This is a genomic window from Rickettsia gravesii BWI-1 (genome assembly GCF_000485845.1).
Lineage (GTDB): Bacteria > Pseudomonadota > Alphaproteobacteria > Rickettsiales > Rickettsiaceae > Rickettsia > Rickettsia rickettsii.
In genome coordinates, this window is the sequence record NZ_AWXL01000016.1 from 19,555 (window position 1) to 32,864 (window position 13,310).

Sequence of the window (13,310 nt, forward strand, 5' to 3'; positions counted from 1 at the left end):
GCGTGGATCAATTCTGCCCCTGTCATCCCGTATTTGCATTCGTAGCTCAGCTGGATAGAGCGTTGCCCTCCGAAGGCAAAGGTCGTTGGTTCAAATCCAATCGAATGCACCATTACTCATAACCTATATTAAAGAGATAAATTATCATTTATTTTATCATTTATTTTCCATAATATAGATTATAGAACAATTATTTAATTTATTGGTGCAACCTGCAACAAAAACCTATTTTGAACTACCTGCTTCTTTAGTATTGGAGATTTTTTCTCTATATGTTCAGGGATTGACGAATGGCTGGGACGGGAGGATTCGAACCTCCGGATGACGATACCAAAAACCGTTGCCTTACCACTTGGCGACGTCCCAATGTAGAAATTAGAAATGTATAGACTTTATACCAATAAATAGCGGAAACGTCAATTACAATAATGATTGTAAAAATAAATTTATTTCATTATTAAGCCAATTCCTCGCTTGCGTGGATAATAAATCATAAATTTTAGCTCTAATTTTGTTATAATATTCCTTGATATAGTTTATTTCATCAATATTAAGTAGTTTCATATCAGTCAATTTACTAGCATAAGGCACTAGGCTTAATGTCTCAAACTCAAGCCATCCATTATTTTCTTTTACATACATCAAATTCTCAATTCTAATACCATATTTTCCAGGAATATAAAAACCCGGTTCATTAGATAAGATCATACCTGCTTTAAGTATTGTTTTATTACGAAGATTTATGTTTTGCGGTCCTTCGTGAACACTTAAGAAGCTCCCTACCCCATGCCCTGTACCGTGTGGATAATCTAGCATTTCTTGCCATAAATATTGCCGAGTGAGTATATCAAGATTAGCTCCTGCGATGATATTTTTTGGGAATTTGGCCTTAGCTAAAGCAATATGTCCTTTAAGTACTTGCGTATAACGCTTTTTCTGCTCATCTGTCGGCTTACCTATTACTATTGTTCTAGTTATATCGGTAGTAGCACCTTGATACTGACCGCCGGAATCTATCAGTAATATCCCCTGCCCTTCAATTTTTTTAGCAGTTTTTTGGTCAGCTCTATAATGAATAATAGCACTATTTTCCTGAAATCCGCAAATAGCCGGAAAACTATCCGAAACATATCCCTCTTGTTTAGCTCGTTGCTCTGTAAGCTTTAAACCGAGGGAATACTCAGTCAATTCGTTGTTTTCACGGGGATGACATTGAGAAAAATCAGCAAAAAATTCACATAAAGCTACTGCATCTTTAATATGCAAATCGATTGCATGCTTAATTTCTACATCGTTCTTACAAGCTTTAAGCATTAAGCATGGATCGGTAATTTTTTGTACTTTTTTATCAGCTACTAAGTCCATTATATGAACAGATGCTATAGTATCATCAATAAAAATATTAGATATCTTCCCAAACTTCGCTTCTAGAGGTAATTTAGACATCGATCCGATACTCGCATCCTCACGTACGCTTTTGTACGCTGCGGTGCTGCGTTTCGTATCTCCTTTAAGTTCCTCTCTATAAGCTGGTTTGGAAAGATGTTTATTCTCGCTATCTCTTAAAATATTTTCAAATTCTTCTTCCGGTAAAATCGTTATTTCAGGACGAGCATTAATAATTTCGGCATCGATTCTTGTAGGATTTATAAACAAATATAATTGTGTAGAAGTGAGTATAACTTTTGCAAACATTAAAGGCGTATAAGCAACGTCACTAGCCCGCAAATTTAGTAACCAACATATGGAGGAGCTATCGAGAATGACTAAGGCAGATTGCTCGGTGTCATTCCCGTTTTCCTCTATGTCATTCCTGCAAAAGCGGGAATCCAAAAAAATTTTACGACATTTACTTATTTTATCAGTATGACTAACGCCCGCAAACTTAATATCATACAAATAAACTTTAGAGTTTGGCTCTAGCGGCTGATTTTGCCAAATCTTATCAACTAAATTTCCATTAATCTTCTGAAAATTGAATTTTAAATTTGATATAGTGGGATAAGTAAATAATTCAGAATCATATCCTATTTTTGCATCTTTACCAAACTTAGATATATCTTTTAAGTCAAAAAGCTTAAAAAGCTCTAAATCCAGCTCTTTATTTGCTTGCTCTAAATAACGTCCATCAGTAAAGAATAATGCTGTATCTTTATATATAATAGCTATACCGTTTGAACCAGTAAAACCTGTTATATATTCAAGTCTCTTTGCGTAGCTTGGAACATATTCACTCATATATTTATCGTTAGACGGAATTATATAACCGTCTATATCATATTCTGTGAATAAATTTCTAAGCAGATTAATGCGGATTTTTGTCATGTTTATATCTCTTATGTCGTGCTCTTGCCCGCTTGGATGCTGAGCCGTCATTGCTTAGTCAATTACTTAAGTAATTTCCTCGCAATGACGGCTCAGCATCCAGCTAGGCAACGCTCATAGACGGGAATGACATTTATACCATCCATAATACAAAGGAATACCAAAGATAGTAAAAGAACTAGCTATAATCAGAGTTTTAACAGGTGTTTCATAGATAACCCATGCACAAAAGATAATCGATATTATAGCTATAAGTAAATAATAATAAGAAAAATTTTCTTTTGAGCTAAAAATCACCTTTAAGAAAGCTAAGCTACAAATTAAATAGACAAATAAGAATGTTATTGCCGAGAAATCTATTATTTGTGTAATCTGTTTGGCAAAATTATCATTTGCCGTAAAGACTAATAACGGCACAATGCCAAGGCAGCTTACAATAATTCCGTGAGTTGGAGCGTTATTGCTATTTTTCTTAGCAAAAAATTTCGGTAATAAACCGTCTTCTGCAAGCCCAAGAGCTATCTGTCCGCTAGTTAGCACCCAAGCATTGAGCGTACCTATACATATAATCGAGGCTATAACCGTAATTACGCTTGACCATTTACCTCCGAATAATAATGAAGCGGCATCGGCATAAGGAGCTTTAGCACTAATAAGTTCAGAAGCAGGGATTAATCCCATTATACCTATGCTATTAATAATATATAACACTGCTACGCAAAAAGTTCCAACTATTATGGCTCGTGGAATGGTTTTTGCCGGATCTTTTACCGCACCTGCCGTGGTAGTTGCACATTCTACGCCGATAAATCCCCAAAAAGTAAGAAGTGCAACTCTTCCCATAATGCTCGGAATGCTTAAATTCTCTACTTCCTCGGCAATAGTTATATTATCTATATTAAAATGTGATAAAGCACATAAACCTACTACAAGCAATGGAACAAATTTTAAGAGAGTTAAATAAAATTCTGCTTTTCCTGCTACTTCAGGACCTTTTAAATTTAAAACCATAATAGCACCTAATAATATGATCTGTAATATTAAGTCTAAAATCGCTTGTGATTTAAAAAAAGGCGTTAGATAACCTATTGCCGAAATGACTACTATACTTGTACTAACAAAGGATATAACCCAGTAAGTCCAACCGGTGAAAAAAGCTATTTTATCCCCTAAATTTTCCCGTACATAAACGTGCGGACCTCCTGTTTTAGGAAATTTTGCACAAAGGGTAGAAAATACAAGTGCTATACTCATAGCACCGAATAATGAAAGTACCCAGCCCCAAATGCTGTATATACCGAACGGTGCTAAACTTAACGGCAATATAAAAACACTAGTACCGATTTGACTGCCGGTTACTAAGGCAAAAACCGCCCAGAAATCTAATTTTTGTGACATATTAATCTAATTTAAAGAAACAGCTTTAAAATAGCTGAAATAATGATTTTTAGCAATAGTTAAAACTACTATAATTATTTTACTCTTGATTTCTAAACAAAAGATTGATAGCTTTTTTAAGCAAAATTTCACAAAATTATGGTACTCCTGTTCAGGATTTAGTTAAATATAATAATATACACAATCCTAATCATATCGCAGTAGGCTGGGGGGTTTCATTTTCCGGTGATTTGCATGATTTTTCTTAAAATAAAGCTATTGGTGTAATAGTTAACTGCAATTGACTTTTTATGGATGTGCTGTAATTGCTAGAATGCTTGAATCATACAAATTACTTTTTATATCATAGCCTATAGAATAATACATAGTGGGTAATTAATCAAGTGGGATTTGTAATCTATCCCTATCATGAATCCATCAATTGACCTATAATATATCCGGCTGATTACCTAAAAAACAATTACCATTAGGGTTTTCATAGAATACAATTTCATTTTTTTTATCAGAATCCAAACTTTTAATATTACTGACATTTAAAACATATTCAGCAGATTCTAAACTATCAACTTTAATATTATAAACCGAATATCCATACTCTTGCTCAATCTTTTTTTATTAAATAATATAAACCGTTTTTGGTGAAATTTGGATAAGATTACAAACATCCACAGTGCCGAATCAGAAGAAAAGTTAGAAAATATCATATTACCCCCAAATGGATCTGTTTATAATACTGAAGATCAAGAAGAATGTAATGATCATTTGGTTTAATGTCTTGCAGTGATTTTACTATTGCTTCTAGAATAGACTTTTTATCATTTTCGATATCAGCATCTCTCATAAGTCTAATTTCAGCCCTTCTTTCCTTTTCTTCTGTATTAAGCGGAAAAAAGAAATCAATTCTTTCCTCGAGTTCTTTTCGTAAGCTTTCAATATTAGGTGAAGGATAAGAGAATATTTTATTATAAACCCAGTTAAACATATTTTAAAACCTTTATTGATTTTAAAGTGTTACACGCTAAAAGATTTGCCGCAGCCGCAATTAGCTTTTTCGTTGGGATTAGTGAAAGTGAATTGGGATTTGAATTTAGTCTCTACATAGTCCATTTCAGAACCTAGAATATACATTAATGCCTTTGGGTCGATTAGTATCCGTACGCCCTTTTCTTCAACTACTTCATCGAATTGATTTTTACTATCGGCATATTCCACGTAATAAGTCTGACCGGCACAACCGCCTGACTTAACCCCTACCCTAATACCAAAGGTAGGCTTGACGCGTTTTTCTATTAGCAATTTTACTTGCTTTGCAGCAGAATCGGTTAATGAAACAACATTTTTCATGTTTTAAGAGTCTTTTTTGCTTTCTTTTTTCTGTTTGTAATCGGCTATAGCTGCTTTTATTGCATCTTCAGCAAGTAGTGAGCAATGTAATTTTACCGGTGGAAGTGACAATTCTTTTGCTATTGCGGTATTTTTAATAGTCTCGGCATCTTTTACCGATTTTCCTTTAACCCACTCCGTTACTAAAGAACTTGAAGCAATAGCTGAACCGCAGCCGAATGTTTTAAATTTAGCATCTGTAATAATCCCGTCATCATCAACTGCGATTTGTAACTTCATAACGTCACCGCAAGCAGGAGCTCCAACTAGTCCTGTACCAACATTTTTATTTTCTTTATCAAGCGATCCAACATTACGAGGATTTTCATAATGATCTATCACTTTTTTGCTATAAGCCATTGTTATTCTCTAAAATTTGGTTTTGTATGTTTTATACTTGCGTGAATACCTGAGCCGTCATTGCAAGGAAAAACTGCAAATTTTGACGAAGCAATCTCAGGATATTTGACAAGATTGCCACGCAGCCTACGGCTGCTCGCAATGACGATATTCTCAATGTACAGCCCATTTAATCTTTTTCAAATCAATTCCCTCTTGCATCATTTCCCAAAGAGGGCTTAATTCCCTTAGTTTATCGATTTTTGAGCATATTAAATTTACTGCGTAGTCAACTTCCTGCTCGGTAGTAAATCTACCTATGCCGAACCTAATTGCAGTATGGGCAAGCTCTTCACCGATTCCCATAGAACGTAAAACATATGACGGCTCTAAAGAGGCAGAAGTACAAGCAGAACCGGAGGAAACCGCTAAATCTTTAATGGCAAGGATAATTGATTCTCCTTCAACTCCGGCAAAGCTTAAATTTAAATTACCTTTATATCTTTGATTTTTATCGCCGTTTAAATAAACTTCTGAAATTCGCTTATGTATATTATTTAAAAATCTGTCGAATAAGTAATTTACGTGCTTAGTATCTTTTTCCATCTCACTATACGCTATTTCAGCAGCCATGCCAAGCCCTACGATTAAAGGAGTCGGTAGCGTACCTGAACGCATACCTCTCTCCTGCCCGCCACCGTTTATGAGCGGTGTAACACGCACACGAGGTTTTTTCCTTACATATAATGCCCCTATTCCTTTCGGACCGTAAATTTTATGCCCTGAGATACTGGCAAGATCAATATTAAACGCGTTAACATCAATTGGAATTTTACCAAAACCTTGAGCAATATCGGAATGAAAAAAAACGCCCTTTTCACGGCAAATTTTCCCGATTTCCTTTAAAGGCTGAACAACACCTATTTCATTATTAACCACCATAACTGAAACTAACATAGTCTGATCGGTAATGGCATTTTTTAGAGTTTCTAAATCGATTATTCCATTTGGCTTAATCGGTAAGTATGTGATTTTTATACCTTCTTGCTCTAAATGCCTGCAAGCATCAAGTACGCATTTATGTTCACTGACTACGGTAATAATATGATTCTTTTTATTGCTGTAAAATTTTGCTATTCCCTTTATTGCAAGGTTGTTAGACTCAGTTGCACCGGAAGTGAAAATAATTTCTTTAGTATCCGCTCCTATTAACTTTGCTACCATACTCCTTGCCTCTTCAACGGCGTTTTCTGCCTCCCAACCGAAAGAATGGCTGCGTGAATGAGGATTACCGAACTTGGTAGTAAAATAAGGCAACATTGCCTCCATTACTCTTGGATCTATTGGAGTCGTCGCCTGATAATCCATATATATCGGTAAGGTTAAATTGTTTAATTGTGGGTTCATATGGTTAAATTAATTCATGTTTTGGTATAGTTTAAACAGTAATCAATGTCATTCCCGCTTCCGCGGGAATGACATAAACGGAGCCGTGCAACAACGTCGCTTTTAGCTAGGAATGACATCGTAAATCTCCTCAAAAGCCTCTATAAAAGCCTCTATATCACTTACCGTATTAGTATGGCTTAAAGATATCCTAATCGAAGATTTTGCTTCTTCCCCTACACCCATATTGGTTAATACATGCGATTTAGATATTTTTCCCGATGAACAAGCAGAACCGGAACTTATGCAAATATTATGTAAATCAAACCCGATTAATTTCGCTTGTGCATCCGTATTTGGTATAGTAATTAAGGTAGTATTAGGCAACCTAGCTACGTTATTACTAACAATATTTACATTAGGATATTTTTTTAATTTTTTCTCTAAATTTTCTTGTAACTTTTTGATTTTTATATACTTTTCTGAGATATTGTCTGTCCTCAATGCAGAAGCTAAACCAAATCCTGCAATTGCTAAAACATTTTCAGTGCCTGAGCGTACTGATTTTTCCTGCCCTCCTCCTATAATCATTGGAGTAACTTGAACATTAGAGCTAGAAATTAAAGCAGCACCACCCTGCCCCCCTCCTATTTTATGCCCTGAAATTGTAGCAAAATCTAATCCTAATGCTTTGATATTTATTGGTATTCTGCCAAAACCTTGCACTAAATCACTATGAAATTTTGCCTCATATTTTTTAGTTATTTTACCTATCTCAGCTATATCTTGTAAAACTCCACTTTCATTATTAGCCATTATTACGGAAACTAGTTTTTTACTAGTATTACTTTGAGCTAACAACTCTTCTAAATGTTCTAAATCAACTAGCCCTTGCGTATTAACTCTTATAACTTTAATATTTGGAGCGTAGTTTATATGGTTATAGATCGATAAATGTTCAATAGCTGAAATAAAAATATCGCCGTCATAAAAATTTTGCATTATTAAATTATTACCTTCAGTCCCTGATGAAGTAAAAGTAATATCATATTCTCTAGATGATAAGGCTATACCAAGAGCCGCCGCTATTTGTGCGCGTGCCGTTTCTATGAGATTCTTAGCAAATCTACCTGAGCTATGTGCTGATGAAGGGTTAAGCTCCTTGTCCATTAAACTTATTATGAATTCCTTAACTCTAGGGTCGATAAAAGTAGTAGCATTATGATCTAAATATATCATATATTTAAATTTGAGTTTAAAACATCTTTAATTGAGATATTTTCAAAATAATCTCTAATATGCTTACCAAGACCTTGCCATAATTTATGCGAATTACATTTTATTGTATCAGGCACGCAAGTTTTAACTGACTTCTTATAGCAGGTAGTCATTATAAAATTTTCGTTAACGGCGTCCATAATATTGGAAATTTTTATTTCTTCTAGGTTACCTATTAAAATATACCCACCTTTCGATCCTCTAATAGCCTTAACTAGATCAGCTTTTTTAAGTTTAGAAAATATCTGCTCTAAATAGTTAAGCGATATATTTTGTTTTACGGACATTTCATTCAAAGTGACCGGTTCGGCACTTGATTTTGAAGCCATTTCAAGTATTGCCATTACAGCGTATCTTCCTTTCGTCGTCAACATCATATAACCAACCTATTAAAACTTAAAATTATTTAACAATACCCAAGTAATTTAGTCAAGTATATAATTATATTATTTAATAAAAAATTAGCTTGTTAATATAAACTAAAATTTAATTGTGTAGAAACTAGTAGAAGTAGAAAAGAAGGAGAGAATATTATAAATAAGTAATTAATCCAACATTACCTAGGGACGTTGTTGCATGGTGCAAAAAACACCTTCGATGTCATTCCTAACTAGAAGCGGGAATCCAAAATTGCTTTGTCATCATCCCGCAAGCTTGTAGCAGGACCCAACTTAAATATTAGTACTTTAAATTATTTTTATGGTCCCAGTGGTCAAGCGAACTAGGTAACATAGTGGGTTTACCAATCCACGCAACAATGCCGGAGTATGACATTTAGCTGGATTCCTGCTTTCGCAGGAATGACATTTGATTATAAATAGTTAATTATTTTATTATCCACACCCTCTGTTTGTTGTTCTATTTCTAGCTTTAGGTTTTGAAGAAGCAGCAATATTTTTTAAATTAGCTTGATAATTTTTAATTTTCTCTATTCTTTCCTCTCTTAGTTTTTCATAATGAGTTTTAGCATTTTTTCCGAAACCTACTTTGGTGTCCATATTTTTTACAAAATCAGTAACAAGTATTCGTGGATACCCTTGAATATCGATTTGACAATTTTTATCTAAAGCACCGGGCATAGTTTCTTGTATTTTTTTACAGCACAGTACATATCTAAAGCTTCAAGTTGATAATGACCGCTATTATTACGAAGGTAATCAATTTGCCCCATATCATTTATACCTATAACTCCTGCTGCTTTCGCAGGCTTTCCACTTAAAAATGAACCGTGAACAAGATTTTTAGTATTTGGCAAATATTGATTTTTATGAGTACCCATATAAATTGTTCCATCCTCTCCCATTACAAATGCTTGAACATTATTCATGCTTTTACTTTCTTTACCGATAGTAGAAGCTACTTTACCGTTAGCATCAAGTAATCTTTGAGAGGAGGTATCATAGAATAATTGGTGATTTTTTTCCTCTGGTCCCATACGTAATATTTTAAATTCATGCCCATCCCATATTTGCTTACCTTGAGCTATTTCTTGAAGATGATATTCTGCAAGTTTTGGATTTGGATGAACTACTTTAACTCTTACAGAATCTACTATCGCATCGTTTAATTTTCCTAACTCATGTCCGGTATTAAAGCATGCTTAAATTTCTTTATTAATCTATTCCGATTATCTCTAGCTCTAGTTTTTGGATCTCTAAAAGGTGTATCAATATTTCTTCCGGCATCTCCAACGAGATAAACTTTATTATCTTTTTGGACTAAGTGATCTTTAGTATAAAGGCTCTCCTTCTTGATTTATAAGTAGACCTTTTCTTTCAATAGCAGCTAATTGACCATCCTTATAAAGAATAATTTTTTCATTGCTTAGTCCAAACTTTGAATTAATTTGTATTTTACCCTGATGATTTAAATTACCAATACCGATACCGTCAATATCTGCAATTTGAATATCTCTATTTTTATCAACAAATTTTCTAATTTCTTCAGAATTTTTAATAAATTGACCGTTATCCTTTAATATTCCTTGTATATCGCCGGTAGTATAAGTAAATTCTTCTTTGATTGTTTTTATGTCCTTTATAAGACCTACTGCAGCGAAAATTTGTTGAAAGAAATTTAGATTTCTCTTTACTTCAACATTTTTGACTCCAATAGCTTCTCGTTCATGAATTACCAATTGATCCGACTTTAAGTAGCCGCCTTTATCATAAATATTAATTACTCTTCCTCTTATAAGGTCTACTTCTGTTGCTTCTTTATCTTGTGAAAATTCCTTAACTTGCGGCTCTTCTGCAACCCTTACTTTCTTTTTTTCCTTACCCATTTAAATTACCTAAATTTATAAATAACTTTAGGTTTCATTTTAACAATAAAAATTTTTATTTTTTTAATAATAGGCTGTTTTTTTAGTAAATTGAGGATTTAAAATCACATATTATATGATAACTGATTTTTCTTATATATAGTGCGATAGGTTCTTGTTAATTTGCCAAATAGCGACAAATACTAAACAAGTTGTAAACATTTGTAGTAGCTGTAATAATATGCTTAATTCCGGTATTAATATAATAATAACCGGTTGTAATATTATCGGGACTCCGCTTGAAAACATTACTAGCCTTATAGAAGTTTGTATTGAAGTTTTAGTAGTAAGTAAATTAGCTAAACTATATACTAACAAAACTATAATACTTCTCTCTAATAAGAATGTTACAAACCAAAATAGTATAATAGCCGGCATACCGAAATAAATAAATAAATTTGGTGCATATAATAAATTATCGGCAAAATATTTTTTTATTATTTCAGGAGTTAAAATTACTTCATTTTGCTTGAATATCTCAGAATAGTTAACAGTACTTGGGAAATTTTTCTTAGTATTGGCTACAATTAAATTTATCTTCAGCTTATTCTCTTCAAGTACAAACGGTATTTTGCTTTTTTCTTTGTTAGAAACTTGATTTTTTGTATCAATGACGACTATTTTATTGTTATTCTTGCTATATAAATATATAGGCTCTACTCCTTCAACTGAAATGTTTGGATTATTATATTTAATTTCCGGTAATTGATTGATAATATATTCAATGTTGGCTGTAACTTTTGATGATTGTATTCCGTTAAAATAATCTTTTAAAGTTATTATGTAATTTAATATAAAAATACAATAAATTATTGATGGGATAAAAGATAAGGTCAATACATATCTTATTCCGTACCCTTGATAGTTTTTATATACGTCTTTATAAAACTCTATAGAGCTAATTGATAAACGTAATTGACGGAGTAATGCATTTAATCCTCCTAATATAAATGATAATAAATACATGTATAAGTAATTTATTTAAGTTTTTCAATCTCTTCCTTCTTTAATCCGGTTGAGGTAGCTATTAAATCAGTTTTTACACCGGCTGTGATTAAATTTTTGGCTATATTAATTGTGATTTAAGTATTTTTTCTATTTCTATTATATCATTTTGACCAAGTTTGGTCAAAATGTAGAATAAAATTAACTCTATATAATCAATCCCTATATTAACCTCAGCAAATATAGGTAAAAGGTCTGCTATTTCTTACCATCTCTTTAACAAATCTCGTGTATGAATGTGCTTCATAAAAAATTATAAAATTCCGGACCAAGTATTTTCTGTCAATTTTTCATCAGGAATTTCATGAACATTAATTAGTTGATAATCATTAATCCAAGTAGCTTTTACTAATTCACTATTTTCAAATAATTCCCATAAATTTAAAGGAAGCAGTATATTTTTGTATGCCATTATAGAACACTAAAGGATATATGAAAGGAAATTTTGTATTTTTTAGTACTTTCTATGTATTCAGCAATATTTAACATATACTTAAATAACCGAAAAGCCATATAATAGTGTGTGACACGAGGTTGTATCAAAGAGTTGTTTCCGCTAGGCAACCATCTATGTCACTAGATGAACCTAAGAGTATGAATAAAGAGACTCAAAATGAAATATTTACCGATTGTAAGACATGTAAAAGTTAAAATCGATACTACAATATATGATCCCAATATATGATCCGGCATATAAGAAATATTTTGAAAAGCGTGAGCCGACTCAAAAGAAACTCATCACATGTGCATTAGGTTCATAATAAAACGCTCCATTGAATGGGAGTAAGGTGATACACCACCAAATGGCTGGCTCTAACAAGGTTTGAGCTGTGTGCGGGAAAACCAGCATACACGATTCTTAGGAGAATGGCAATTACTGCTTATCTGATTTTACATTTATTAGGTGTCAGAAGAGATTAACATTAGACAATATTACTATTTTCACCCTTTTCATCCTGCACGTAAAAATCGTTTTTTTCATTCAATATATCATCACAGTTTGTATATAAAGATTCAATAAATAAAATAGAGTCCTTTACAAGTTGCACAGCTATATTGTCCTTATCATGCCTTTCTATAGCTTTAGGAAGCCCAAATTCTTTAACTACATTACCTAATTCTTTTATATTAGCTCGAAATTTAGTGGAATAAGAATTTGATATAGGTGTTTTTGAGAGATTTATTATTTCGTTTCTACGTTCTTGTGTTTTAATAATAGCTATTTTCTTTAAGTTATCGTCTAAATCTTCCATTCCAATTTTATTGCGCATAATATCGTTTATACTAATTACTTTATTTCCATGCTTTCTCTCATGCCTTGCTGCTACTATACTGCAAACCAAATCTGTTAAGAAACTTTGCGTTATTAAATCTATACCTTTTGCTAATATTTTTATTATACCCTCTTTCTCATTAATAGTATTTTTAAATATTTTAGTTTCAGCAATACAGCAAGCATTTATGATATTTTTTATATTCCAATAAAATGCATTACAGTAATCGTATAATAATGGACTTTCTTGTGCTAAACTTTCAATTTCTCTAAAGATTTCTGCTTTTTGTATTGTTCCACTAGCTTTTAGTATTTTATTGTGGCTATCTATCTTAATTTCATAGGCATCTAATCTTTTATTTGCCCCGGCATCTAGTAATTTAAAATTACTGGTTTTCAACCTTATTTTTGCATCTTGAATTATTTCACTTGCAAACTTCAGCTTACTACTATGTTTAAATATCTGTTTTTTCTTCTTCAGGCTTAAGCTTTTCATTCTTAATAAAACAATCACATTGTTCTTAGGCTGCTAATTCGTTAAATAGTTGCCCTCTTAGTTCTGTGTTAATTTCTGCTGAATAAATAGTGGCTATTTTCTTT

The 13,310-nt window shown here is 32.6% G+C and carries 15 protein-coding genes and 2 tRNA genes; 2 read left to right on the forward strand and 15 right to left on the reverse strand.

Features of this window, described 5'->3' with window-relative positions; translation table 11 throughout:
- Positions 1-35 precede the first annotated feature (35 nt).
- Positions 36-112, forward strand: a tRNA-Arg gene (locus tag RGRA_RS0105065).
- 179 nt (positions 113-291) lie between these two features.
- Here RGRA_RS0105065 and RGRA_RS0105070 read toward each other — a convergent pair.
- From RGRA_RS0105070 to RGRA_RS0105080, 3 genes are all read right to left on the reverse strand, one after another.
- Positions 292-366 (reverse strand) — tRNA-Gln (locus RGRA_RS0105070).
- A gap of 54 nt (positions 367-420) precedes the next feature.
- Positions 421-2,376, reverse strand: a complete 1,956-nt coding sequence (locus RGRA_RS0105075) for a M24 family metallopeptidase (protein ID WP_017442805.1) — start codon at positions 2,374-2,376, stop codon at positions 421-423.
- 63 nt (positions 2,377-2,439) lie between these two features.
- Positions 2,440-3,723: an APC family permease gene (locus RGRA_RS0105080; RefSeq protein ID WP_017442806.1), complete on the reverse strand. Its 1,284-nt coding sequence runs from the start codon at positions 3,721-3,723 to the stop codon at positions 2,440-2,442.
- A gap of 104 nt (positions 3,724-3,827) precedes the next feature.
- On the opposite strand from RGRA_RS0105080, the gene RGRA_RS0105085 reads away from it, so the two are divergent.
- The gene (locus RGRA_RS0105085) at positions 3,828-3,971 is read left to right on the forward strand and encodes a LysM peptidoglycan-binding domain-containing protein (RefSeq protein WP_017442807.1); all 144 of its coding nucleotides are present in this window, start codon (positions 3,828-3,830) and stop codon (positions 3,969-3,971) included.
- Between the two features lie 452 nt (positions 3,972-4,423).
- Here RGRA_RS0105085 and RGRA_RS0105090 read toward each other — a convergent pair whose 3' ends face one another.
- The 12 genes from RGRA_RS0105090 to RGRA_RS13565 form a co-directional block, all read right to left on the reverse strand.
- Positions 4,424-4,705, reverse strand: coding sequence for a hypothetical protein (locus RGRA_RS0105090; protein WP_017442808.1), 282 nt, complete (start codon positions 4,703-4,705; stop codon positions 4,424-4,426).
- 29 nt (positions 4,706-4,734) lie between these two features.
- A complete protein-coding gene (locus tag RGRA_RS0105095; RefSeq protein WP_017442809.1) occupies positions 4,735-5,067 on the reverse strand; it encodes an iron-sulfur cluster assembly accessory protein in 333 nt (110 codons plus the stop codon).
- 3 nt (positions 5,068-5,070) lie between these two features.
- Positions 5,071-5,466: a Fe-S cluster assembly scaffold IscU gene (gene iscU / locus RGRA_RS0105100; RefSeq protein ID WP_017442810.1), complete on the reverse strand. Its 396-nt coding sequence runs from the start codon at positions 5,464-5,466 to the stop codon at positions 5,071-5,073.
- Between the two features lie 153 nt (positions 5,467-5,619).
- Entirely contained in the window at positions 5,620-6,852 is a 1,233-nt protein-coding gene (locus RGRA_RS0105105) for an IscS subfamily cysteine desulfurase (RefSeq protein ID WP_017442811.1), read from the reverse strand.
- Between the two features lie 102 nt (positions 6,853-6,954).
- A complete protein-coding gene (locus tag RGRA_RS0105110) occupies positions 6,955-8,070 on the reverse strand; it encodes a cysteine desulfurase family protein (protein ID WP_017442812.1) in 1,116 nt (371 codons plus the stop codon).
- A complete protein-coding gene (locus tag RGRA_RS0105115; protein WP_017442813.1) occupies positions 8,067-8,486 on the reverse strand; it encodes a Fe-S cluster assembly transcription factor in 420 nt (139 codons plus the stop codon). The genes RGRA_RS0105110 and RGRA_RS0105115 overlap by 4 nt, the downstream gene beginning before the upstream one ends.
- 456 nt (positions 8,487-8,942) lie before the next feature.
- Positions 8,943-9,188, reverse strand: coding sequence for a hypothetical protein (locus tag RGRA_RS0105120; RefSeq protein WP_017442814.1), 246 nt, complete (start codon positions 9,186-9,188; stop codon positions 8,943-8,945).
- Complete coding sequence (locus RGRA_RS0105125; RefSeq protein WP_017442815.1) at positions 9,173-9,544, reverse strand: hypothetical protein; 372 nt, start codon at positions 9,542-9,544, stop codon at positions 9,173-9,175. The genes RGRA_RS0105120 and RGRA_RS0105125 overlap by 16 nt, the downstream gene beginning before the upstream one ends.
- A gap of 294 nt (positions 9,545-9,838) precedes the next feature.
- Positions 9,839-10,393: a hypothetical protein gene (locus RGRA_RS09070; protein ID WP_017442816.1), complete on the reverse strand. Its 555-nt coding sequence runs from the start codon at positions 10,391-10,393 to the stop codon at positions 9,839-9,841.
- A gap of 132 nt (positions 10,394-10,525) precedes the next feature.
- Positions 10,526-11,398, reverse strand: coding sequence for a DUF1189 family protein (locus RGRA_RS0105135; RefSeq protein WP_024547330.1), 873 nt, complete (start codon positions 11,396-11,398; stop codon positions 10,526-10,528).
- Between the two features lie 292 nt (positions 11,399-11,690).
- Positions 11,691-11,849, reverse strand: a complete 159-nt coding sequence (locus tag RGRA_RS11865) for a transposase (protein ID WP_024547331.1) — start codon at positions 11,847-11,849, stop codon at positions 11,691-11,693.
- Between the two features lie 511 nt (positions 11,850-12,360).
- A complete protein-coding gene (locus RGRA_RS13565; RefSeq protein WP_236609811.1) occupies positions 12,361-13,224 on the reverse strand; it encodes a hypothetical protein in 864 nt (287 codons plus the stop codon).
- Between the last annotated feature and the right edge of the window lie 86 nt (positions 13,225-13,310).